Origin of the sequence: Amycolatopsis sp. NPDC049159 (genome assembly GCF_040648295.1) — a bacterium.
Taxonomy (GTDB): domain Bacteria; phylum Actinomycetota; class Actinomycetes; order Mycobacteriales; family Pseudonocardiaceae; genus Amycolatopsis; species Amycolatopsis pretoriensis_A.
Genome location: NZ_JBEZDL010000036.1, coordinates 1 through 21,510, shown reverse-complemented (window position 1 = coordinate 21,510; position 21,510 = coordinate 1). Strand labels below are relative to the sequence as shown.

At 73.4% G+C, this 21,510-nt stretch carries 15 protein-coding genes and 2 tRNA genes; 15 read left to right on the top strand and 2 right to left on the bottom strand.

From position 1 onward, the window contains the following. Positions 1-287: 287 nt before the first annotated feature. Positions 288-1,406 carry a helix-turn-helix domain-containing protein gene (locus tag AB0B33_RS42940; RefSeq protein WP_360782875.1) on the bottom strand — a complete coding sequence of 373 codons (1,119 nt, stop codon included), beginning with the start codon at positions 1,404-1,406 and terminating at the stop codon, positions 288-290. A 180-nt stretch (positions 1,407-1,586) separates the two neighbouring features. Here AB0B33_RS42940 and AB0B33_RS42935 point away from each other — a divergent pair, with 180 nt between their 5' ends. The 13 genes from AB0B33_RS42935 to AB0B33_RS42875 all read left to right on the top strand — a co-directional run bounded on the left by AB0B33_RS42935 (position 1,587) and on the right by AB0B33_RS42875 (position 18,911). Beyond that, positions 1,587-2,846, top strand: coding sequence for a YncE family protein (locus tag AB0B33_RS42935; protein ID WP_247024019.1), 1,260 nt, complete (start codon positions 1,587-1,589; stop codon positions 2,844-2,846). A gap of 124 nt (positions 2,847-2,970) precedes the next feature. Next, the gene (locus AB0B33_RS42930) at positions 2,971-4,443 is read left to right on the top strand and encodes an amidohydrolase family protein (RefSeq protein WP_360782871.1); all 1,473 of its coding nucleotides are present in this window, start codon (positions 2,971-2,973) and stop codon (positions 4,441-4,443) included. Next, complete coding sequence (locus tag AB0B33_RS42925; protein ID WP_360782868.1) at positions 4,440-5,567, top strand: M20 family metallopeptidase; 1,128 nt, start codon at positions 4,440-4,442, stop codon at positions 5,565-5,567. Before AB0B33_RS42930 ends, AB0B33_RS42925 begins: the two co-directional genes overlap by 4 nt. A gap of 32 nt (positions 5,568-5,599) precedes the next feature. Beyond that, a complete protein-coding gene (locus AB0B33_RS42920; RefSeq protein WP_360782865.1) occupies positions 5,600-6,484 on the top strand; it encodes a GNAT family N-acetyltransferase in 885 nt (294 codons plus the stop codon). Beyond that, the gene (menC, locus tag AB0B33_RS42915) at positions 6,481-7,584 is read left to right on the top strand and encodes an o-succinylbenzoate synthase (RefSeq protein WP_360782862.1); all 1,104 of its coding nucleotides are present in this window, start codon (positions 6,481-6,483) and stop codon (positions 7,582-7,584) included. Before AB0B33_RS42920 ends, menC begins: the two co-directional genes overlap by 4 nt. Positions 7,585-7,629: 45 nt before the next feature. Beyond that, on the top strand, positions 7,630-7,809 hold the full coding sequence (locus AB0B33_RS42910; protein ID WP_247024014.1) for a hypothetical protein: 180 nt from the start codon (positions 7,630-7,632) through the stop codon (positions 7,807-7,809). 102 nt (positions 7,810-7,911) lie between these two features. Beyond that, positions 7,912-9,297 carry a serine hydrolase domain-containing protein gene (locus AB0B33_RS42905; protein WP_360782859.1) on the top strand — a complete coding sequence of 462 codons (1,386 nt, stop codon included), beginning with the start codon at positions 7,912-7,914 and terminating at the stop codon, positions 9,295-9,297. Beyond that, positions 9,294-10,184 (top strand): serine hydrolase, encoded by an 891-nt coding sequence (locus AB0B33_RS42900; RefSeq protein ID WP_360782857.1) that lies wholly within the window; start codon positions 9,294-9,296, stop codon positions 10,182-10,184. Before AB0B33_RS42905 ends, AB0B33_RS42900 begins: the two co-directional genes overlap by 4 nt. Then, on the top strand, positions 10,181-11,770 hold the full coding sequence (locus tag AB0B33_RS42895) for an ABC transporter substrate-binding protein (protein WP_360782854.1): 1,590 nt from the start codon (positions 10,181-10,183) through the stop codon (positions 11,768-11,770). The genes AB0B33_RS42900 and AB0B33_RS42895 overlap by 4 nt, the downstream gene beginning before the upstream one ends. Then, the gene (locus AB0B33_RS42890; RefSeq protein WP_360782851.1) at positions 11,767-12,747 is read left to right on the top strand and encodes an ABC transporter permease; all 981 of its coding nucleotides are present in this window, start codon (positions 11,767-11,769) and stop codon (positions 12,745-12,747) included. The genes AB0B33_RS42895 and AB0B33_RS42890 overlap by 4 nt, the downstream gene beginning before the upstream one ends. Position 12,748: 1 nt before the next feature. Further along, positions 12,749-14,635, top strand: a complete 1,887-nt coding sequence (locus AB0B33_RS42885) for a dipeptide/oligopeptide/nickel ABC transporter permease/ATP-binding protein (RefSeq protein ID WP_360782848.1) — start codon at positions 12,749-12,751, stop codon at positions 14,633-14,635. Further along, on the top strand, positions 14,632-15,549 hold the full coding sequence (locus AB0B33_RS42880) for an ABC transporter ATP-binding protein (RefSeq protein ID WP_360782845.1): 918 nt from the start codon (positions 14,632-14,634) through the stop codon (positions 15,547-15,549). The genes AB0B33_RS42885 and AB0B33_RS42880 overlap by 4 nt, the downstream gene beginning before the upstream one ends. Positions 15,550-15,575: 26 nt before the next feature. Further along, positions 15,576-18,911, top strand: coding sequence for a serine hydrolase (locus tag AB0B33_RS42875; RefSeq protein ID WP_360782842.1), 3,336 nt, complete (start codon positions 15,576-15,578; stop codon positions 18,909-18,911). A gap of 602 nt (positions 18,912-19,513) precedes the next feature. Here AB0B33_RS42875 and AB0B33_RS42870 read toward each other — a convergent pair. Next, positions 19,514-20,968: a DHA2 family efflux MFS transporter permease subunit gene (locus AB0B33_RS42870; RefSeq protein ID WP_360782839.1), complete on the bottom strand. Its 1,455-nt coding sequence runs from the start codon at positions 20,966-20,968 to the stop codon at positions 19,514-19,516. 228 nt (positions 20,969-21,196) lie between these two features. Here AB0B33_RS42870 and AB0B33_RS42865 point away from each other — a divergent pair. Together AB0B33_RS42865 and AB0B33_RS42860 are read left to right on the top strand one after the other, a co-directional pair. Continuing rightward, positions 21,197-21,271, top strand: a tRNA-Val gene (locus tag AB0B33_RS42865). A 39-nt stretch (positions 21,272-21,310) separates the two neighbouring features. Beyond that, positions 21,311-21,382, top strand: a tRNA-Val gene (locus tag AB0B33_RS42860). Positions 21,383-21,510: the final 128 nt, after the last annotated feature.

Below are 21,510 nucleotides of genomic sequence, written 5' to 3'. Positions count from 1 at the left end.
GTGGGTTGCTTGCCTGCGGTTCGGTGGGCGGGGCGCATCGCTTGTTGGCGTTGGCGGTGCGGGGGATCAGCCCGGTCGGCTGAGTGGCGGGTTTTGCTGCTCGGGGTCTGGAGGGAAGTGCAGGGGAGCGCGTTGCTCGCCCGCGACCCGGCGAGCGAGGCGCATCGCTTGCTGGCGTTGGCGGCGCGGGGGATCAGCCCGGCCGGCTGAGCGGCGGGGCCTGCCACTCGGCGTCCGCGGGAAGTGCGGGGAGCGACCCGGCACAGGTGGCAGCTCCTGTCCGACGCTCAGCCCGCTTCGCCCAGCCAGTGGTGCAGCGCCCACCACGACCGCACCGCGTCCAGGACTCCGCCGCCGCTGTTCTCCGCCAGTGCCAGCGGTGTCAGCTCCGCCAGCCGGTCCAAGCGGTAGCGGACCGTGTTCGGGTGCAGGTGCAGCGCCTCCGCCGTCGTGCGCAGGCGCTGGCCGTGGTCGAGGTACGCCAGTGCCGTCGCCGCCAGTTCGCGGTGGAACGGGTTCGCCGGGTCCAAAGCTCCGAGCACCGACGTCGTGAGCAGGTCGGCGAGCAGTGGCTGCGCGGCCAGTGCGAGGCCGCCCGCCAACGTCGTCAGGTCGTGGTGGCCGGGGCCCGCCAGCCGCGCCGCCGCCGTGCAGAGGTCGTGGACCGGGCGCAGGGCGGGCAGCGCCACCGCGGGCGCGACGACCAGCACGACGCCGGCGGCCGGCTCGACGACGGGCGCCCGGGCCGCCAGCCCGGTGAGCCTGCCCTCCACCAAGCCGTAGACGCCGCCGAACTCCAGCAGCGCCTGCTCCAGCGTGCGGGCCCGCACGGGATCGCTGACGTCGGAAACCACGCAGTGGTACCGGCCTTCGGGACGCAGTCCCGCCTGCCGGAGCTCCTCCGGTGTCGGCGGGTGCCCGGCGAGCAGCAGGGTGCGCAGCAGCTGGGTGCGCGCGTCGCGGACGGTGCGCGACAGCTGGAGCTCGGCCGCGTGGTAGCCCTTGACGATGTGGCGTTCCAGCGCGCCGGTGTAGCGCTCGGCGGCCAGGACCGTCTCGAGGATGACGTCGTCGGGCAGGCCCGCCGCGCGGCAGCGTTCGACGGCGACGCGCGCGGCGAGCGTCCGGCCCGCCTGGACCCCGCGCAGCAGGTCGGTGAGCGGGACGCCCTGCTCGGCGCGGTCGGCGCCCAGCTTCTCCGCCGTCGTGTAGTCGGCGGTGGCGGGGTTGGTCGTGGCCCGCAGCGCCGCCGAAAGCAGGAACCGGACGTGGCGGCGGTTCTCGGCTTCCGGCAGCCGCGCGACCCCGGGCGACTCGGTGCGCGCGGCCCGCACCAGCTCGTCCAGCACGGTCTCGTCCGCGGCCATCGCGTCGAGCACCTGCCGGAGCAGCGGCAACGCCGGCACGGCACCTCCCGGGCCCGTTGTGGCACGGCCACAACACCGCGCCCGCGATGTTGGCCGAGCGGCCCTACCGGAGTGGCTCCAGGGGCCGGTTATCGTGGCGATACCGGACAGTAACCCCTCAACCGCGCCAAAGCCATCGAAGTCCCCGCCGCACCTCTTCAGCGTCGAAAGGTGTTCCCCGTGCGCACTTCCCCGATCCGACGGCGGTCGTACCTCTCGCGCGTGGCGTACGCGCTCTCCGCCGCCGCCCTGCTGGCGACCGGCGCCGCGGTGCCCGCGACCGGCGCCCCCGCGGCCCTGCGGGAGGTGATGTTCGTCGGCAACAACTGGGAAGGGACGGCCGACGTCATCCAGTCGCGGGGCTCCTTCGCCCGCATCGGGCGCGTGAACATCATCCCGGACAAGGACGACCGGCTGCGGGAGATCTACCTCAACCCGATCAAGCTGGCGTTCTTCCTCGGCATCCGCAACGGGCCCGGCGAAGGCCACGACCAGTTCGTCGACGACATGTACACCACCCCGGACGGCGGTTCGGTGGTGGCGTCGCGGCCCAGCTTCGCCGACGTCGTGTCGATCAGCCTCACCACCGGCCGGGTCAACTGGCGCTTCCCGGTCTCGGGCTTCCGCTCCGACCACATGGCGGTGTCGCCGGACGGGCGCCGCGTCGCGGTGTCCGCCTCGACGTCCAACACCGTGCACGTGCTGGACATCGTCACCGGGCAGCAGGTCGGCTCTTTCGCCACCGGCGACAAGCCGCACGAGAACGTCTTCACCGACGGCGGCCGCTCCCTCTGGAACATGTCGATCGGCGAGGTCAACACCGACCTCGACGACCCGGCCTGGGACTTCACCAAGGGGGACCGGCGCATCACCGTCGTCGACGCCGCCACCTTCGCCCAGGTCAAGGTGATCGACATGCGCCAGCGCCTCGACGCCTTCGGGCGGCGGGACCTGTCCGACGCCGTGCGGCCGGTGGCGTTCACCCCGGACGGGTCGAAGCTGTACTTCCAGGTCTCGTTCTTCAACGGCTTCCTGGAGTACGACGTCGCGACCGACAAGATCACGCGGCTCAAGGAACTGCCGAAGAACCCGGCGACCAGCGACGACCGCAAGACCTTCGTCAACGACTCCCGCCACCACGGCATGTCGATGAGCCCGGCGGGCGACAAGCTCTGCATCGCGGGCACCATGGACGACTACGCCACCGTCGTCGACCGCGCGACGCTGCAGCAGGGCACGCTGGTCCCGGCGGTCAAGCCGTACTGGGCCACGGTCAGCGGCGACGGCACCGCCTGCGTGATCTCGGAGGCCGGCGCCGACCAGGTCACCGCGATCGACTTCGCGACGGGCCAGAAGCGCGTCTCGGTCCCGGTCGGCGACCACCCGCAGCGGGTGCGCATCGGCCACGTGCCCGAAGGCTGGACCGGCCCGAACGCCTGACCGCGCGCGGCGTGGTTCGTCCGCCCGGACGGACCACGCCGCCCGGCTTCGTCGTCCCGCACCAACGCCCGGGCCCGGAATCCTCCTAACGTCACCGAGATCGGCGACGACGAGGAGGCAGCGGGTGCGGACACTCTTGCGGGGCGGCCGGGTCGTCGACCCGGGTAGCGGGTTCGACGGCGTCGCCGACGTGCTCGTCGACGGCGGCGCGATCGAAGCCGTGGGCGCGAACCTGAGCGCGCCGGACGCCACCGAGGTCGACGTGACCGGGCTCGTCGTCGGGCCCGGGTTCGTCGACCTGCACAGCCACGTGCACTCGGTCGCCGGGCAGCGGCTGCAGGCCATGGACGGCGTCACCACCGCGCTCGACCTCGAAGCCGGCCTGATGCCCGTCGAGCGGGCGTACGCCGAGGCCGCCGCGGCCGGGCGGCCGCTGCACTACGGGTTCTCCGCCTCCTGGGGCGCGGCCCGCGCGCAGGTGCTCGCCGGGATCGCGCCCGACGCGAGCATCGGCAGCGGCCTGGCCGTGCTCGGGAACCCGCGGTGGCAGCGGAGTTCCTCCGCGGTGGAACTCCGGGCCTGGCTGTCCCTTTTGGACGGTGAACTGGCGAAGGGCGCGCTGGGCATCGGTGTCCTGATGGGGTACGCGCCCGCCACCGAGCCCGGGGAGTTCCTCGCCGTCGCGCACCTCGCCGCGAAGGCCGGCGTGCCGACCTACACGCACGTCCGCGAGCTGGTCGAGGTCGACCCCGCGATCCCGGTCGACGGCTCGGTGGAAATCGCCGTCGCCGCCGGGGAAACCGGGGCCGCGATGCACCACTGCCACGTCAACAGCACCTCCGGCCACCACGTCGACCGCGTCCTCGCCACCCTGGACAACGCCCGCCGCGAGGGGTCCCGCGTCACCGTCGAGGCCTACCCCTACGGCGCCGGCAGCACCGCCGTCGGGGCCGCGTTCATCGAGCCGGACCGCCTGCGGATGAAGGGACTCCGCCCGTCGAGCGTGGTGATCCTGGAAACGGGGGAGCGCGTCCGCGACGAAGCCCGTCTCCGGCAGATCCGGGAAACCGACCCGGGTGCGCCCTGCCTGCTGGAGTTCCTCGACGAGACCGATCCCCGCGACCGCGGCCTGCTGCACCAGGCCCTCGCCTTCCCCGACGCGATCGTCGCCAGCGACGCGATGCCGGTGTACTGGCCGGACGGCCGTACCGAAAGCACCGGCTGGCCGCTGCCGCCGGGCGGGACGACGCACCCGCGCACCGCCGGGACCTTCGCCAAGACCCTGCGGCTGATGGTCCGCGAAACCGGCACCTGGAGCTGGCTCGAAGCGTTCCGCCGCTGCGCCTACCTGCCTTCGCGGCTCCTCGACGACGTCGCGCCCGCCGCCCGCGGCAAGGGCCACCTCGCGCCGGGCGCGGACGCCGACCTCGTCGTCCTCGACCCGGCCCGGGTCACCGACACCGCGACCTACACCGACCCGACCCGGCCCTCGCAGGGCGTGCAGCACCTCTACGTCGCCGGCGTTCCCGTGGTCAGCGAAGGAGAACTCGACGTGACAGCGTTGCCCGGCAAGCCGCTGCGGGGTGAGCCGAAGTGATCGACGACATCGAGGCGCTCGTCCGCTGCGAATCCCCGTCGGAGGACCACGAAGCCGTCGCGCGCAGCGCCGAGGTCGTCGCCGCGATCGGGCGGCGGCTGCTCGGGACCGAGCCGGAACGGATCGTCACCGACGGCTGCACGCACCTGCGGTGGCGCTTCGGCGAGCCGAGGGTCCTGCTGCTCGGCCACCACGACACCGTGTGGCCGCGGGGTTCCCTGCGCACCCACCCGTTCGAGGTCCGCGACGGCGTCCTGCGCGGGCCCGGCTGCTTCGACATGAAGGCCGGCGTCGTGATGGCCCTGCACGCCGCCGCCGCGCTGCCCGACCGGGACGGCCTCTCGATCCTCATCACCGGCGACGAAGAGATCGGCTCGCCGCGGTCCCGGCCGCTGATCGAGGACGAGGCCAAGAGCTGCGACGCGGTGTTCGTGCTCGAAGCGTCGGCCGACGGCGGGGCGCTGAAGACCCGCCGCAAAGGCGTTTCCCGGTACTGGATCGAGGTCGAAGGCCGTGCCGCGCACGCCGGGCTCGAACCGGAAAAGGGCGTCAACGCCGGGATCGAGGTGGCCCACCAGATCCTCGCGGTGGCCGCGCTCGCCGACCCGGCGCGGGGCACCACCGTCGTCCCGACCGCGCTCACCGCCGGGACGACCACGAACACCGTGCCCGCCGCGGCGAGCGTCGCGGTCGACGCCCGCGTGTGGGACACCGGGGAGCAGGACCGCGTCGACCGGGCCGTGCGGAGCCTGACGCCGGTCGTCGACGGCACGCGGATCCGCATCGGCGGCGGCATCAACCGGGCCCCGCTCGACGGACCCGCGTCGGAGCAGCTCTTCGCGCTGGCCACCGAACTCGCCGCCGACCTCGGTCTCGGGCCGCTCACCGAAGCGGCCGTCGGCGGGGCGTCCGACGGCAATTTCACGGCGGGACTGGGCATTCCGACGCTCGACGGCCTCGGCGCCGTCGGCGGGGGAGCCCACGCCGACGACGAGCACGTCCTCGTCGCGGAACTGCCCCGCCGCACCGAACTGGTCCGCAAGCTCGCCGAAACCGTGCTGGCGCGGGGAAGTTCGTCCGCGCCGACGAACGCGCGGGGCGAATCCGGTGCGGCACAACGGTGACCGGCGGGCCGGGTCCGGAGAGGATCGTCAGCGTGACTGAAGTCGTGACGAACACAGCCCCGCCGCTGCGGGACGAGGCGGCCGCCGCCGCGGCCACCGCCGCCACGGCCTCGGGGGTCGCCGTGCGGACCCTGGCCGAGGTCGCCGACCTGGCCGCCGTGACCCGGCTCTTCGAGTCGATCTGGCGCCCCGAACCGGGAAACCAGCCGGTGACGGCCGAACTGCTGCGCGCCATGGTCTCGGCGGGCAACTACGTCGGAGGCGCCTTCGACGGGCCCGAGCTGCTCGGCGCCTGCTTCGGGTTCTTCGGCGGCCCGGCGAAGGGAGGACTGCACAGCCACATCGCCGGCGTCGCCACGAGCGGGCACGGCCGCGGCATCGGCTTCGCGCTCAAGCTGCACCAGCGCGCGTGGGCGCTGCGCCAGGGCGTCGACGAGATCTCCTGGACGTTCGACCCGCTGGTGCGCCGAAACGCCCACTTCAACCTGACCAAGCTCGCCGCCCGCCCGGCGCACTACCTGCCCGACTTCTACGGCCCGATGCGCGACGGCATCAACGGCGCCGGCGACACCGACCGGCTGATGGCCGTCTGGGACCTGGCGAGCCCGCCGGTGCGGGCGGCCGCGGGCGGGGTCCCGGCCGGCGCGGACGCCACCGCGCTGCGCAAGCAGGGGGCCGCGGTCGCGCTCGCCGCCGGTGCCGGCGGCGAGCCGGTCACCGGCCCGGCCGACGCGCCCGTCGTGCTCGTCGCCGTCCCGGCGGACATCGAGGCGCTCCGGCGCACCGACCCGGGCCTGGGCCGCGCGTGGCGGGTCGCGCTGCGGGACGTCCTGGGCGGCTTGATGACCGGCGGGGCGTCGGTCACCGGATTCGATCGTGCCGGCTGGTACGTGGTCGCGAAGGAGCACACGTCGTGAAACTGACCGGGGTGGAACTGCTGCGCGTCCGGATGCCGCTGGTGGCACCGTTCCGGACGTCGTTCGGCACGCAGGCCGAACGCGAACTCCTGCTCCTGCGGGCGGTGACGTCCGAAGGCGAGGGCTGGGGCGAGTGCGGCGCGATGGTCGACCCGCTCTACTCCTCGGAGTACGTCGACGGCGTCGAGCGCGTGCTGCGCACCTTCCTCGTGCCCGCGCTGCTGGCCGCCGGCGACCTGACCGCGAACAAGGTCGCGCCGCTGCTGGCGAAGTTCAAGGGCCACCGGATGGCCAAGGGCGCACTGGAGATGGCGGTCCTCGACGCCGAACTGCGTGCCCACGGCGTCTCTTTCGGCACCGCGCTCGGGTCCACGAAGGACTCCGTGCCGTGCGGGGTGTCCGTCGGCATCATGGACACGATCCCTAAGCTGCTCGACGTCGTCGCCGGGTACCTCGACGACGGGTACGTCCGGATCAAGCTGAAGATCGAACCGGGCTGGGACGTCGAGCCGGTCCGCGCGGTCCGCGAACGCTTCGGGGACATCCTGCTGCAGGTCGACGCGAACACCGCGTACACGCTCTCGGACGTGCCGCAGCTGCAGCGGCTGGACCCGTTCGAGCTGCTGCTGATCGAACAGCCCCTGGAAGAGGAAGACGTGCTCGGCCACGCCGAACTGGCCAAGCACATCCGGACACCGATCTGCCTGGACGAGTCCGTCGTCTCGGCGCGCTCGGCCGCCGACGCGATCAAGCTCGGCGCCTGCCGGATCGTCAACATCAAGCCGAGCCGGGTCGGGGGCTACCTCGAAGCGCGGCGGGTGCACGACGTCTGCGCCGCGCACGGCATCCCCGTCTGGTGCGGCGGCATGATCGAGACCGGGCTCGGCCGGGCGGCCAACGTCGCGCTGGCGTCGCTGCCCGGGTTCACCCTGCCGGGCGACACCTCGGCGTCGGACCGCTTCTACCGCACCGACATCACCGAGCCGTTCGTCCTCGAAGCGGGCCGGCTGCCCGTGCCGTCCGGTCCCGGCCTCGGCGTGACGCCGATCCCGGAGCGGCTGGCCGAGGTGACGACCGCGAAGGCGTGGCTCGCGGCCTGACCGCGGGCCGCGCGACCGGACAGTCCACAACGGACGGAGGGTTCCATGGAGTCAGCCGAACAGGTGCTCGGCCGCTGGGCGGCCGAGGCCGGGGTGCGAGCCCGCTCGCTCGCGACCGGGGCCGCCGTCACCGCGTCTCGGGTCAAGGTCCTGGTCGTGGTGCGGTACGCGGCGGTGCGGGCCGAGGTGGGCCACCGGCTGCGGGCGGTTCGTCGCCCGCGATGAAAGTTTCCCCGGGGCTCGTCGGTTTCGACGAACCGGCCGCCCCGGGACCCGTCCTAGCATCCCCGAATCGCCGGTTCCCCACCGTCGCCACGAGAGGCAACCATGTCGAAGCTCACCGAACTCTCCGCCTGGCTGGACAGCCGGCTCCCCGCCCTGCTGGCCGAACACGGAGTGCCCGGCGCGTCCGTCGCCGTGTACGCCGGTGGCGAGATCATCGACCACGCGGCCGGGGTGCTCAACAAGGGCACCGGCGTCGAGGCCGACGTCGATTCGCTGTTCCAGATCGGGTCCATCACCAAGATCTGGACGACCACCCTGGCCCTGCAGCTGGTCGACGAAGGCCGTCTCGACCTCGACCAGCCGGTCCGGACGTACCTGCCCGAGTTCAAGATCGCCGACGAAGACGCAGCCGCGCGGATCACCGTCCGGCAGCTCATGTGCCACACCTCCGGCTTCGAAGGCGACATCTTCACCGACACCGGCCGCGGCGACGACTGCGTCGAGAAGTACCTGGCCACCCTGCACGACGTCCCGCAGCTGTTCCCGCCCGGCGAGATGTTCTCCTACAACAACGCCGCGTTCTGCGTCCTCGGCCGGGTCGTGGAAGTGCTGCGGGGCAAGTCCTACAACGACTGCCTGGCCGAGCACCTGTTCGTCCCCTTGGGACTGACGCACGCCGCCGCGAGCCCCTACGAGGCCATCCGGTTCCGGGCCGCGCTCGGGCACCTGACGCCGGAGCCCGGCGCCGACCCGGAACCCGCCGGCGTCTGGGCGCTGGCGCCGTCCAACGCCCCGGCCGGCGCGATGCTCGCCATGCGCCCGCGGGACCTGGTGACGTTCGCCGCGATGCACCTGCGGGACGGCGAAGGCGCCGACGGCACCCGGGTGCTCAGCGCGGAAAGCGCCCGCGCGATGCGGGAACGCACCGTCGAACTGCCCGACCTCGGCCTGATGGGCGACGCGTGGGGCCTCGGCTGGTCGCTGTTCGACTGGGACGGTGGCGCGGTCGTCGGCCACGACGGCGGCACGATCGGCCAGTCGTCCTTCCTGCGCCTGGCCCCGGAGCACGGCGTCGCGGTGGCGCTGCTGACCAACGGCGGCAACCCGATCGCCCTCTACACCGAGATCGTCGGCCACCTGCTCAAGGAACTGACCGGCATCGAGCTCGCGGTGCCGCCGTCGCCGAACCCGGAGGCGCCGCGCATCGACGCCGCGCGGTACGTCGGCGAGTACTCGTCCTCGGTCGCGGACATCGTGGTCAGCCAGGACGACGACGGCCGGGTCTGGGTCGAGCGCGTGCCGAAGGGGATCTTCGCGGAGCTGGCCAAGCCGGAGAAGACCGAGCTGGTCGCGATGAACGGCGACACGCTGATCCTGGCCGAGCCGATGCAGGGCATGTACCTGCCGCACGCTTTCGTCGGCGACGACGGCACCGGGCGCGCGCTGTACCTGCACACCGGCCGCGCCGATCGGCGGGTGCGCGCGTGAGCCCGGTCGAAGCGAGGATCGCGGACGTCTTCACCGCGGCCGGCGCCCGCGGGTTCGTGCACGCGCGGGAGCTCGGCGGCGAGGCCGAGGTGGCCGTCGGCGCGGACGACCCGGTGGTGCTCGCGTCGGTGTTCAAGATCCCGGTCGCCGTCGCCTACGCGCGGGAGGTCGTGGCCGGGCGGCTGGACGAAACCGAGCGGACCCGCGTCGGGAAGCGCTACCGCATCGGCGGGATCGGCACCGCCGGCTGCGCCGACGACGTCGAGCTGAGCTGGCGCGACCTCGCGCTGTTCATGCTGACCATGAGCGACAACGCGGCCACCGACGTCATCTTCCACCGCGTCGGCCAGGCCGCCGTCGACCGCGTCCTCGCCGGCCTCGGCCTGGAGCGCACCCGCCTGATCGGCTGCTGCGAAGACCTCTTCGCCTCGGTGCTCGCGGACCTGGGCGCGTCCGACGACTCCGACCTCGAAGCGGTGTTCGCCGGCGCGAGCCCCGAACAGATCTGGAAGCTCGCGGCGCTCGACCCCGAGCGGACGTCGTCGTCGACGCCCCGGGAGACCACGACGCTGCTCGAAGCGATCTGGACCGGCCGGGCCGCCGAACCGGCCGCGTGCGAGCGGGTGCGCACGATCATGGCGCAGCAGATCTGGCCGCACCGGATCTCCTCCGGGTTCGGCTCGGACGTCGCGGTCGCGGCCAAGACCGGCACCCTGCCCGCCGTCCGCAACGAAGCCGGCGTCGTGTCCTTCCCGGACGGCCGCCGGTTCGCCGTCGCGGTCTTCACCCGCGCGGACTCCCTGGCCGAGCGGCAGCCCGCCGTCGACGCCGCCATCGGCAAGGCCGCCCGCCTCGCCGTGGACCACCTCCGGAAGGAAACGCCATGACCAGGACTCGGACGGCGGGGGTCGTGCTCGGGGTGCTCGCGCTCACCGCGACCGCCTGCGGAGGATCGGGAAGCGCCGGGAGCGGGGACGGGACGCCGGTCGACGGCAAGACGTTCAGCCTCGGCGTCGGCTCCGACCCCGGCAGCCTCGACCCGCACATGACCGTGCTGTCGGTGGCCCTCCAGGTCGACCGGTTCCTCTACGACACGCTCCTGAACCTCGACGACGCCGGCAAGCCGGTCGCCGGGCTGGCCGCGAAGTGGGAGGCGTCGACGACGACCGCGTCGTTCACCCTCCGCCAGGGCCTCACGTGCGCGGACGGCGCCCCGCTGACCGCCGCCGACGTCGCGGCCAACATCAACTTCATCGGCGACCCGGCGAACAAGTCGCCCATCGCCGGGCTGTACATCGCGCCGGGCACCAAGGCGGTCGCGGACGAGGCGACCCGCACGATCTCCGTCACCAGCGGCAAGCCCGACGCGTTCCTGGCCCGCAACCTCGGCGGGGTACCGATCGCCTGCGCCAAGGGCCTCGCGGACCGGAAGCTGCTCGCCAAGGGCGAGGCCGGCACCGGGATGTTCACCGTCGCCGAGTCCGTGCCCAACGACCACTACACGTTCACCCGCCGCAAGGACTACGCGTGGGGCCCCGGCGACTGGAAGGCGGAGCCGGGCCTGCCGGACAAGGTCGTCGTGCGGGTCATCCAGAACACCACGACCGCCACCAACCTGCTGCTGTCCGGCGAGCTGAACGCGGCCCAGATCAACGGACCGGACCGGCAGCGGCTGGAGGGGCGCAAGCTCTTCCACGCCGACTTCACGGCCCCGATGGGCGAGGTGTTCTACAACCAGGCCGCCGGGCGGCCCGGGCAGGACGAAGCCGTCCGCCGGGCGCTGACCCAGGCGCTCGACCTGCCCCAGCTCGGCAAGGTGCTGACCAGCGGCGCCGGCCGGCCGTCGCAGGGCATGATCACGAACGAGCCGGAGGTCTGCCCGGGCGACACCGTCACCGGCAACCTGCCGGCCCACGACCCGGCCGCGGCGGCGGCCGCGCTGGACGCCGCGGGCTGGAAGAAGGGCGCGGACGGCGTGCGCGCGAAGGACGGCAAGAAGCTTTCGCTCACCGTCCTCTACGGCACCCAGCTCGGCCCGACGATGGCGCCGACCGCGGAGCTGGTCCAGCAGACGTGGAAGTCGCTCGGCGCCGACGTGACGCTCAAGGCGGTCGACAGCCCCGGGCTCAGCCAGGTGCTGTTCGGCACCGGCGAGTGGGAGGTCTCCCTCGGACCGGTCGGGTTCTCGCTGCCGAGCCAGCTGGTGCCGTTCGTCTCCGGCCCGGCCGCGCCCGACGGGACGAACTTCGCCCACATCGCCAACCCCGGGTACGACCAGGGTGCGCAGCAGGCGGCCGGCAAGCCCGGCGACGCGAGCTGCGCGGACTGGAACGCGGCGGAGACCGCGCTGATCAAGCGGGTCGACGCGGTGCCCTACTTCGACTCCGTCGTGCCGACCTACGCCAGCGGCGCGAAGTTCGCCTTCAGCCAGGGCAGCCTGACGCCGTCGTCGATCCGGATGCTGGCGAAGTGACCACGGCGGCGGCACCACCCCGGCTGCGCGGCGGCCCGTGGCCGGCGTTCGCCGCGCGGCGGCTGGCCCGCTTCGCCGTCTCGCTGTGGGCGCTGCTCACCGCGGCGTTCCTGATGATCCACCTGGTCCCCGGCGACCCGGTGCGCGCGTCGCTCGGGATGACCGCGCCCGCCGCGCTGGTGGCGGCGAAACGGGCGGAGCTGGGCCTGGACGACCCGCTGTGGGTGCAGTACGGGCACTACGTGCGCAACCTGCTGACCGGGGACTTCGGGACGTCGATGGCGAGCGGGCAGCCGGTGGCGCAGGTGATCGGCGACCGGCTGCCGTCGACGCTGCAGCTGGCGGTGCTCGCCTTCGCGGTCGTGGTCGCCGTCGCCGTCCCGGTGGGCGTCGGCTTCGCGGTGCTCACGCGCGGCGGCCGCCGCCGGGGCGCGGAGCTGGGCTTCACCTCGGTGAGCGTGCTCGTCGCCGCCATCCCCGAGTTCCTGATCGGGGTCGGGCTGGTGGCGCTGCTCGCCGTCGGCCTCGGCTGGTTCCCCGTCGCGGGCGCCGACGACGTGAGCGGGTACGTGCTGCCGGTGGCGGCACTGGCGATCGGACCGGCGGCGGTGCTGGCGCGGATCATCCGGGTCGAGCTGCTTTCCGTGCTGGGCGCCGACTTCGTCCGCACCGCGCGGGCGAAGCGGTTGCCCGCGCGGCTGGTCTACGTCCGGCACGCGCTGCCGAACGCGCTGACCGCGACGCTCACCCTCGGCGGGCTGATGCTGACCTCGATGGTGGCGGGCACGGTCCTGGTGGAGAACGTGTTCGCCTGGCCCGGCCTCGGCTCGACGATCGTGCAGTCGATCGTGACGAAGGACTACCCGCTGGTGCAGGGGATCGTGCTGGTCTACGGCGCCGGCGTGCTGCTGGTCAACCTGCTGGTCGACGTCGTGCTCGGGGTGCTCGACCCCCGCTCGGCGATTCGGGAGGCCTGAGATGGTGCGACGACGTGGTTCGGTGTGGGTCGCGGCCGTGCGCACCCCGGTGGGCGCGTGTTCGGCGGTGCTGCTGGCGGTGGTGATCGTGCTGGCGCTGGTGGCCCCGCTCGTGTGGGGCGACGGCGCCGCGGCGATCGACACCGACGCGATCGGTCAGGGCCCCTCGGGTGCGCACCCGTTCGGCACCGACTCCCTCGGCCGGGACCTGCTGCTCCGCACCCTGGTGGCGACCCGGCTTTCGATCGGGCTCGCGGTCCTCGCGACCGCGATCGGCGTCGGCACCGGGGTCGTGCTCGGGACGCTGCCGTCGGTGCTGCCGCGGTGGGCGGGGCGGCTGCTCGTCGCGGCCGTCGACATCGCGGTGGCGTTCCCCGGCCTGCTGCTGGCGCTGTTCTTCGCGGTGATCTTCGGCGTCGGCACGCAGGGCGCGGTGCTGGCGATCGCGTTCGCGATGGCGCCGGCGTTCGCCCGGCTCGTGCAGACGCTCTCGGCGTCGGTGAGCGGGCGCGACTTCATCGACGCGGCCCGGCTCGCCGGCGTCGGCCGGATCCGGCTGCTGGCCCGGCACGTGCTGCCCAACATCGGGGAACCCCTCGTCGTCAACGCGACCATCGGGGCCGGTTCGTCGCTGCTCGCCTTCGCCGGGCTGTCGTTCCTCGGGATCGGCGTGCAGGCGCCGGACTACGACTGGGGCCGGCTGCTGCGCGAAGGCCTGGACGGCATCTACGTCAGCCCGGTGGCCGCACTCGCGCCCGCCGCGGCGGTGGTGCTCGCCGGGCTGGCGTTCAACCTGGTCGGGGAGACGGTCGCCGCGGTGGTCGGGGTCCGGACGCGCCCGGCCCGGCGCGCGGCGGGCCCGCTCCCGGCGGCCCGGCCCGCGCCCGCCGCCGAAGCCGGCGGCGACGCGGTGCTCGTCGTGGAGAACCTCCAGGTGGCGTTCCCCGGACCGGACGGCTGGACCGTGCCGGTGCGCGGGGTCAGCTTCACCGTCCGCGCGGGCGAAGCGATCGGCGTCGTCGGCGAGTCCGGTTCGGGCAAGAGCCTGACCGCGCTGGCCGTGTCCCGGCTGATCGAAGCACCCGGTGTGGTCACCGCCGACCGGCTCGAGTTCGCCGGGAAGCCCCTGGCGTCGGCTTCGGACCGGGAGCTCGGCACGTCGCTGGCCATGGTGTTCCAGGACCCCATGACGTCGTTCAACCCGGCCCGCCGGGTCGGCGGCCAGCTCGCCGAGGTGTCCGAGCAGCACCACGGCCTGTCGCGGCGCGAGGCGTTCGCGCGCGCGGTCGGGAAGCTGACCGCGGTGCGCGTCCCGGCCGCGGCCCGGCGGGCGCGGCAGTACCCGCACGAGTTCTCCGGCGGCATGCGGCAGCGGGCGATGATCGGCATGGGCCTGATGGGCGAGCCCCGGCTGATCATCGCCGACGAGCCGACGACCGCGCTCGACGTCACCGTGCAGCGGCAGGTGCTGCGCCTGCTCGCCCGCACGCGTGAAGCCGAGGGCGCGGCGATCCTGCTCATCAGCCACGACATCGCCGTCGTTTCCCAGACGTGCGAACGGATGCTGGTGATGTACGCCGGGCGCGTGGTCGAGGACCTGCCGGCCGGCGGCGAGGCCCGGCACCCGTACACGCGGGCGCTGCTGGCCACGACGGTGGACCTCGACACCGACCGCGACGAGCCGCTGGCCGTGATCCCCGGCCGCCCGCCGGCCCCGGACCAGGTGCCGGCCGGCTGCGCGTTCGCCGACCGGTGCCCGCTGGTCTCCCAGCGCTGCCGGACCGAGGACCCGGTGCTCGAACCGGCCGCGGCCGGGCACCGCGTCGCGTGCTGGCACCCGCCGGTCGGTGTCCTTTCCGGACAGTCCCATGAGGAGGGTGCGGCGTGAGCACTTTGGAGTTCGACGCGGTGAGTGTCCGCTACGGCAAGCTGACCGCGGTCGACGGCGTCACCCTGACCGTCCCTTCCGGACAGGTCGTCGGCCTGGTCGGCGAGTCCGGCTCGGGCAAGTCGACCCTCGCCAGGGCGGCGGCCGGGCTCGCCCCGGTCAGCGCGGGCCGGGTCCGGCTCGACGGCACCGACGTGCGGCGGCTGCCCCGGCGGCGCCCGCTGCAGATGGTGTTCCAGGACCCGTATTCGTCGCTGGACCCGCGGATGGCGATCGGCGAGTCGATCGCCGAGGCGATGCCCCGCGGCCCCGGGCGGAAGGCCGAAGTGGCCCGGCTGCTCGAACTGGTGCACCTGGACCCCGATCGGGCGGGGATGCTGCCCGGTCAGCTGTCCGGCGGGCAGCGGCAACGTGTCGCGCTCGCCCGGGCGCTGGCCGGGCAGCCGGAAGTCCTGATCGCCGACGAGATCACCTCCGCGCTCGACGTCTCGGTGCAGGGCGCGGTGCTCAACCTCGTCCGGGACGTGCAGCGGCGGCTTTCCCTGTCGATGCTGTTCATCTCCCACAACCTCGCCGTGGTGCGGTACGTCAGCGACGTCGTCGCCGTGATGTACCTCGGCCGGATCGTCGAAGCCGGGCCGGCCGAGCAGGTGCTCACCGACCCGCGGCACCCGTACACGAAGGAGCTGCTGGCCGCGGCGCCGTCCGCGCACCGGAACCTGCTCGACGGCGACGACGCCCTCGCCGACACCGAACCCGCCGACCCGCACCACCCGCCGCCCGGCTGCCGCTACCACCCGCGGTGCCCGGTCGGCCCGCTCGTGCACACCGACCGCACCGTCTGCGTCCGCACCGACCCGGCCGCGGGCACCGAGGACCGCCCGCACCGGGCGGCCTGCCACTTCGCCGCGTGAACCCGTTTCCCCCAAGGAGATCCCGCATGACCCGACGTCTGGGCACCGACGACCTGTACGCCCTCGAGTTCCCCGAGCAGCCGGCGATTTCGCCCGACGGCGGCCGGATCGCGTACGTGGTGCGCACCGCCGACCGCGACTCCGACGAAGACACCCGCTCGCTGTGGCAGGTCGCCACCGGCGGCGGCCCGGCCCGGCGGCTCACCCGCGGCAAGGCCGACGTCGCCCCGGCGTTCTCCCCGGACGGCACTCGGCTCGCGTTCCTGCGCGCCCAGGACGGCCCGGCGCAGCTGTGGCTGCTGCCCGCCGGCGGCGGCGAACCCGAGCAGGTCACCACGCTCCCGCTCGGCGCGGGCACGCCGGTGTGGCGCCCCGACGGCGCCGAGATCGCCTTCAGCGCCCCGATCGACCTCCACGCCGAAGAGGGTGAGGACCCGGGCGCCCAAGGCCGGCGCGCGCACGCCCCGGTGGTCGCCGACCGCATCGACTTCAAGGCCGACGGCGCCGGGCTCTTGCGCACCCTGCGCAAGCACGTCCACGTCCTCGACGTCGCCACCGGCGAGGTCCGCCGGGTGACGTCGGGTGACTGGCACGCGGGCGACCCGGCCTGGTCGCCGGACGGCGCGAAGCTGGCCTTCCCCGCGGGCCGGGACGCCGACGGCGACCTGACCTTCCGGTCGGGCGCCTACGTCCTCGACGCCGGCGACCGCTCGGCCGAACCGGAGCTGGTGGGCTCGGGCGAGGGCATGTGCGGGACGGTCACCTGGACCGCCGACGGCGGCGCGCTGCTCGTCGTCGGCCGCCGCGACACCGCGACGGGCCACGCCGGGCTGCTGCGGGTTCCCCTCGACGGCGGCGAAACCGTCGACCTCGCCGCGTCGCTCGACCGCAACGTCATGCCGGGCGGCGCCGGCTACCCGGGCGCGCTGCCGCAGCTCGCCGGTTCCGAGGTCCTGTTCTGCGTCCGCGACCGCGGGTACACGCATCTCTACGCCGTCGACGTCACCGGCGGCGAGCCGCGGCTGGTCCTGGGCGAAGCCGGGAACGCCGTGGCCGGCCTCAGCGTCGCCGGGGACACCGCGGCGGTCGTGCTGACCACGACGACGTCGTACGGCGAGATCGCGACCGTCGGCGTCGGCGGGGGAGCGGTGGCGGTCCGCACTTCGCACGGTGACGGCGAACTCGAGCTGTTCACCCACGAGGAGCGGGAGTTCACCGTCTCCGACGGCACGGTCGTGCACGGCTGGCTGCTGCGCGACCCGGCCCGCACCGGCCCGCTGCCGCTGCTGCTGGACATCCACGGCGGCCCGCACAACGCGTGGAACGGCACCGCCGACGCCGTGCACGTCTACCACCAGCAGCTCGCCGCCCGTGGCTGGGCGGTGCTGCTGCTGAACCCGCGCGGCAGCGACGGCTACGGCGAAGCGTTCTTCACCGGCGCGGTCGGCGCGTGGGGCCTGGCCGACGCCAAGGACTTCCTCGAGCCGCTGGACGACCTGGTCGCCGAGGGGGTGGCGGACGGGCGGCGGCTCGCCGTGTCCGGCTACAGCTACGGCGGCTACATGACCTGCTACCTGACCAGCCGCGACGACCGGTTCGCCGCGGCGGTCGCGGGCGGCGTCGTCAGCGACCCGGTGAGCATGGCGGGCACTTCCGACGCCGGGCACTTCCTCGGCGTCGCCGAACTCGGCGCGCTCCCCTCGGAGAACCGGGCGCACTACGCGGCGCTTTCCCCGCTGGCGCAGGTGGAAAAGGTGCGCACGCCGACGCTGGTCGTGCACGGCGCCGACGACGACCGGTGCCCGGCCGGGCAGGCCGAGCAGTGGTTCACCGCGCTGCGCGAGCAGGGCGTGCCGGCCCGGCTGGTGCTCTACCCGGGCTCGTCCCACCTGTTCATCCTCGACGGCCGGCCGTCGCACCGCGTGGACTTCAACCGGCGGATCGTGGACTGGGTGGAGCAGCACGCGGGGGAGCCGGGCAAGCCGGCGCGCGTCCCGCTCGACACCGCCCACTGGCGGCGGCGCCTGGCCGAGCTCGCGCGCAAGCACCGCGTGCCCGGGGCGACGCTCGGCATCCTGCGCGGCGACGACGAGGTCGTCGCCGGCTTCGGGGTGCTCAACAAGACCACCGGCGTCGAGGTCACCGACGACTCGGTGTTCCAGATCGGCTCGATCAGCAAGGTGTGGACGGCCACCGTGGCCATGCAGCTGGTCGACGAGGGCCTGCTGAGCCTCGACGCCCCGATCGCCGACGTGCTGCCGGAGCTGCGGCTGGCCGACCCCGACGTCACGAAGAAGGTGACGCTGCGGCACCTGCTGACGCACACCAGCGGCATCGACGGCGACGTCTTCACCGACACCGGCCGCGGCGACGACTGCGTCGAGAAGTACGTCGAGGTGCTGGACCAGGCCGCGCAGACCCACCCGCTCGGGGCGACGCTGTCCTACTGCAACTCGGGGTTCATCCTCATCGGGCGCGTGATCGAGAAGCTCACCGGCAAGACGTGGGACGCGGCTCTGCGCGAGCGGCTGTTCACGCCGCTGGGCCTGACCCGCACGGGCACCCTGCCGGAGGAAGCACTGCTGTTCCGCGCGGCGACGGGCCACGTGGCCAGCGGCGACGGCGACCCGCAGCCGGCCCCGGTGTGGGGCCTCCCGCGCTCGGCGGGCCCGGCCGGCCTGATCACGGCATCGGCGTCGGACGTCCTGGCGTTCGCCCGGATGCACCTGGCGGGCGGCCTCGCCCCGGACGGCTCCCGGGTGCTGTCGGCGGAGTCGGCCGCGGCGATGACCGAAGCGCAGTTCGAGATGCCGGACAAGCACACCCTCGGCGACTCGTGGGGCCTCGGCTGGATCCGCTTCGGCTGGGACGGCCACCGCCTGATCGGCCACGACGGCAACACGATCGGCCAGTCGGCGTTCCTGCGGGTGCTGCCGGACCACGACCTGGCGGTCACGCTGCTGACGAACGGCGGAAGCGCCCACGACCTGTACGAGGAGCTGTACGCGGAGATCTTCGCGGAGCTGGCGGGCGTCTCGATGCCGCGCCCGCTCGAGCCGGCGGCCGAGCCGCCCGCGGTGGACGTTTCGGAGTTCCTGGGCGTGTACGAGCGCGAGTCGATGCGCATCGAGATCCTCACCGAGGAGGGCCGGCTCCGGATCCGCCAGACGGTGACGGGCTCGCTGGCCTCACTGGTACCGGACCCGACGACGGAGGACGACCTGGTCCCGATCGGCCCGGGCCACTTCGCCCACAGCCCGGCGGGCATGAGGGGCTGGGTTTCGGTGACGTTCTACACGCTGCCGACGGGCGAGCGGTACCTGCACAGCGGCGTGCGAGCGACCCCGAAGGTGAAGGAATGAGCCAGGTCACGTCGGGGAACACCCCGGCGCGCGAGGCGTTGTAACGGGTGTCGGTACGGAGGGGTCCCCGGGCCTCACCCCTTGCCTTCACGGAACACCAGTCCGGCTGGAGCCGTGTCGTGCCTTTCGCCGCGAGGCGACCCCCGTACCGGCCTCGAACTCCCGCTTCCGCTCGCAGGTTCCCCCCAGCCTTCGCCGAGCGGGAGCGGGACTGTCTTTTGCCCGAAGTGGACTCGCCCCGGCCGGCGCCGCCGGCGATCGGGCGACGCTCGAGCCGGCTGTTCTCAGGGGTGCGCGCCCGCCGCCACGGCACGGCACACGCCGCCGCCGGTCCGCGCCCGCGGTCGTTCATGATGTCAGTCGGCGTCCCGGAGTCGGCCGTCCGCAGTGGCGCGCGCTCGCCGCCGGGGTGGGCTTCGGTTCGAGCGGCGAATCAGGCAGGTGCCTGCGGAGGTCTCGAATGACTCATTCCAGACCGCGCGGCACCCGCCGAAGCCGGTCCGCGCCCGCGGCCGGATGCCGTGAACGACCCTTTCACCGCGCCGGGCGCGGTGAAAGGGTCGTTCATGACGTCAGCCGGCGTTCGGAGCCGGCCTCAAACCTCAGTGGTGCGCGCCCGCCGCCGGAGTCGCACCCGGCGTCGAGCGGCGGATCAGCCAGGTCCCCGCGAAGGCGACCAGCCCGACGCACCCCGCCACCACGAACGCCGCGTGCAAACCCGATGCGTCCGGGCTGCCCGCCGTCTTGTCGTCGCTGCCCAGCGTCGCCACGCTGACGAACACCGCGGTGCCCAGCGCGCCCGCCACCTGCTGCAGCGTCGAAAGGATCGCGCTGCCGTGGGAATACAGGTTTTCGGGCAGTACGCCGAGCGATTCGGTGAACAGCGGCGTCATCATCAGGCCGAGCCCGGCCATCAGCAGCACGTGGATGCCGATCACCGCGATCAGCGGCGAGGTCGGGCCCAGGATCGTGAACAGCCACAGCGACACCGCCATCGCCCCGGCGCCCGGGATGACCAGCGGGCGCGGGCCGAGCTTGTCGTACAGCGCGCCGACCGGGCGGCCGAGCAGGCCCAGCACCAGGCCGCCGGGCAGGACCGCCAGGCCGCTGACGAACGTCGTCGTGTGCAGCACCGTCTGCAGGTAGAGCGGCAGCATGATCGCCGCCGCGCCGATCAGGCAGACGAACAGCAGCGCGGTCAGCACCAGCGAGACGACGAAGCTGCGGTGCGTGAACGGCCGCAGGTCGAGCAGCGCCCGGTCGCGGCGTTGCAGCCGCAGCTGGCGCCAGGTGAACACGACCAGCGAGACGACGCCGACGACGATCGGCACCCAGGCCGGCACCAGCGGCTCGACCCCGGCCTGTTCGCCACCGGCGGACAGCCCGTACAGCACGCCGCCGAAGCCGATCGCCGACAGCAGCACCGACGGCACGTCCAGCGGCACGCGGCGGCGTTCGCTGTCCAGCTTCAGCTGCAGCGCCCCCGCCACCAGCGCGGCGATCGACAGCGGCAGCACGATCCAGAACATCCAGCGCCAGCCCAGCGACGACAGCACCGCGCCGCCGATGGTCGGGCCGATCGCGGGCGCGACCGCGATGACGATCGTGATGGTGCCCATCGTCGCGCCGCGGCGCTCCGGCGGCACGAGCCGCATCACCGACGTCATCAGCAGCGGCAGCATCACCGCCGTGCCGCACGCCTGCACCACGCGCCCGGCCATCAGCATCGCGAAGCCGGACGCGAGCGCGCACAGCAGCGTGCCGAGGCTGAACGCGGAAAGCGAGAAGAGGAAGACCTGCCGCGGCGAAAAGCGCTCCAGCAGGAACCCGGTCGTGGGGATGACGACGGCCATCGTCAGCAGGAACCCGCTGGTCAGCCACTGCACCGTCGTCGTCGGGACACGGAGGTCGACGGTCAGGTCGCGCAGCGCGACGCTCAGGATCGTCTCGTTGAGGATCATCACGAACGCGGACAGCACGAGGACCCCGATGAGGAGCCCCGCCCGCGCCGGAGCGCGGTTCAGGTCGGCGGGCGGACGGGAATCGGTGTCGGTCATCGGGGTGGGAGCTCTCCTGGGTCGGCCGGGCCGGCGGAACGTCTTGCCTTCGAGGCCGGCGACGGTCGGGTGCGAAGGCGGGCTGTCCAGTGCAGTCTGCCCGTTTCGGCACCCCCGTGTCACGGCGATTTGCGCAGTGCAGCGGGTCACACCGCACGATGGAGGAGGCCCCCGCGAAGGCACTCGAGGGCATCCGATATGCTTCCGTCAGTACCAAGTTCCGCCAGCGCGCGATTAGCTCAGCGGGAGAGCGCTTCCCTGACACGGAAGAGGTCACTGGTTCAATCCCAGTATCGCGCACCACGAGTCCGTCCCCCGGAACTCGTGGAAGTTGGTACCACCGGGCGATTAGCTCAGGGGGAGAGCGCTTCGTTCACACCGAAGAGGTCACTGGTTCGATCCCAGTATCGCCCACTCGAAAGCGGGAGCCCCTGTTCGCGGAATGCGCGAACGGGGGCTTTCTCGTTCTGTGTCCGGTGGGGGCCGAGCCAGGGCAGGACGCCCAGCACGGGCCGTCCGGTGACCTTTTCGAGGCTGTCCAG